Below are 2004 nucleotides of genomic sequence, written 5' to 3' on the forward strand. Positions count from 1 at the left end.
TCGACTGCCGCCGCACGCCCGATCGGTCCTCCAGGAACGACGGCGCGGGCGCCACGGCCGCCGGATTGCCGGTCAGCTGCGGACGCAGCGACTGCCGGACGGCCGTGTAGTCGATCAGCCGCTCCAGCGCCGCCGCGTCATTGGCGTCGGCCGCCGACCGGATGGCGAAGAAGGCCACGCCGGGCGCAGCGAAAAAGCTCACGATCCCGACGATGATCGCCAGCAGGATCAAGTTTCCGACGATCTTCACGCCCGTCCTCCGTTTGCCCGCCATCAATGCACAGACCGACAGGCTGTCAAAGCAAAGGCCCGCCCGACGCGAGTCGGACGGGCCATTCTTGCGGGCCGCGGTCGTCGGCCCTTCGGGACCTCCCGACCCAGAGCCTGTCCTCGGGCCGACCAAAGGTCGGACCCGGGGGCGGCCTGGCGCCTTGCGGGGCGCCGCTCAGCAGCAGCCTTGTCATCCCGGCGAAAGCCGGGACGCGTCGCGAGCGGTAGCGTCCTAGGAAGCCATCGCCGCGTTCAGGTTCTCGGCGACCTTGTCCAGGAAGCCCTCGGTGGTCAGCCAGCCCTGCTGATCGCCGACCAGCAGCGCCAGGTCCTTGGTCATGAAGCCGGCTTCCACCGTCTCGACGACCACCCGCTCCATCGTCGCGGCGAACTTGGCCAGCTCGTCGTTGCCGTCCAGCTTGGCGCGGTGCGCGAAGCCCCGCGTCCAGGCGAAGATCGAGGCGATCGAGTTGGTCGAGGTGGCCTCGCCCTTCTGATGCTGGCGGTAGTGGCGGGTGACGGTGCCGTGGGCGGCTTCCGACTCCAGGATCTTGCCGTCCGGCGTCATCAGCACCGAAGTCATCAGGCCCAGCGAACCGAAGCCCTGGGCGACGACATCGGACTGGACGTCGCCGTCGTAGTTCTTGCACGCCCAGACGAAGCCGCCCGACCACTTGATGGCCGCGGCCACCATGTCGTCGATCAGGCGGTGCTCGTAGGTCAGGCCCTTGGCGTCGAACTCGGCCTTGAACTCGCGGTCGAAGACGTCCTGGAAGATGTCCTTGAAGCGACCGTCATAGGCTTTCAGGATGGTGTTCTTGGTCGACAGATAGACCGGGTAGTTGCGCTGCAGGCCGAAGGCGAAGCTGGCGCGGGCGAACTCCGTGATCGAGTCATCGAGGTTGTACATGCCCATGGCCACGCCGGCCGACGGGAAGTCGAACACCTCATGCTCGATGACCTGGCCGTCCTCGCCCTGGAACTTGATCGTCAGCTTGCCGGGGCCGGGGACCTTGAAGTCGGTGGCCTTGTACTGGTCGCCGAAGGCGTGGCGGCCGACGACGATCGGCTGGGTCCAGCCCGGCACCAGGCGCGGCACGTTCGAGCAGATGATCGGCTCGCGGAAGACGACGCCGCCCAGGATGTTGCGGATGGTGCCGTTCGGCGACTTCCACATCTTCTTCAGGCCGAACTCCTTCACCCGGGCTTCGTCCGGGGTGATGGTGGCGCATTTGACGCCCACGCCGTGCTTCTGGATCGCCTTGGCCGCGTCGATGGTCACCTGGTCGTCGGTGGCGTCGCGGTTCTCCATCCCCAGGTCGTAGTAGTCGAGCTCGAGGTCGAGGTACGGGAAGACCAGCTTGTCCTTGATCATCTGCCAGATGATGCGGGTCATCTCGTCGCCGTCGATGTCCACGATGGGATTGGCGACCTTGATCTTGGCCATGGAGTCCTGCCTTCACTGCGTTCTGGAGAGGTTCGGCGCGGGGTATAGCGAGGCCTGAGGGGACACGCAAAGCGTCCGTCAGGTTCAGAGCGTAAACCGCCGCGCGCGGACATGATTTATTCAGCCGTGGCCGCCGGCCGATATGAAGGAAACCGACGATGAGATCCCTGCTGGCGAGCGTCGCCGTGATCGCCTTGGCCGCCTGCGGCGGTCAGGGTCAGGCCGAAGCCTCTCCGGGAGGCGCCGAAGGCCCGCCGGAGGCCACGGCCGGCCGGCCGGACGACCGA

Annotated in this window: 2 protein-coding genes; both read right to left on the bottom strand. The window is 66.7% G+C overall.

The window, feature by feature from the left end; all coding sequences use genetic code 11:
* Nucleotides 1–250, bottom strand: a 250-nt coding sequence (locus AC2W7C_RS17175; protein WP_486002458.1) for a DUF2939 domain-containing protein, incomplete at its 3' end; no start/stop codon positions are given.
* A 252-nt stretch (nucleotides 251–502) separates the two neighbouring features.
* Entirely contained in the window at nucleotides 503–1717 is a 1215-nt protein-coding gene (locus AC2W7C_RS17180; RefSeq protein ID WP_486002459.1) for an NADP-dependent isocitrate dehydrogenase, read from the bottom strand.
* Nucleotides 1718–2004 lie beyond the last annotated feature (287 nt).

It is taken from the genome of Brevundimonas sp. CURTG3B2_SDJG (assembly GCF_057364705.1).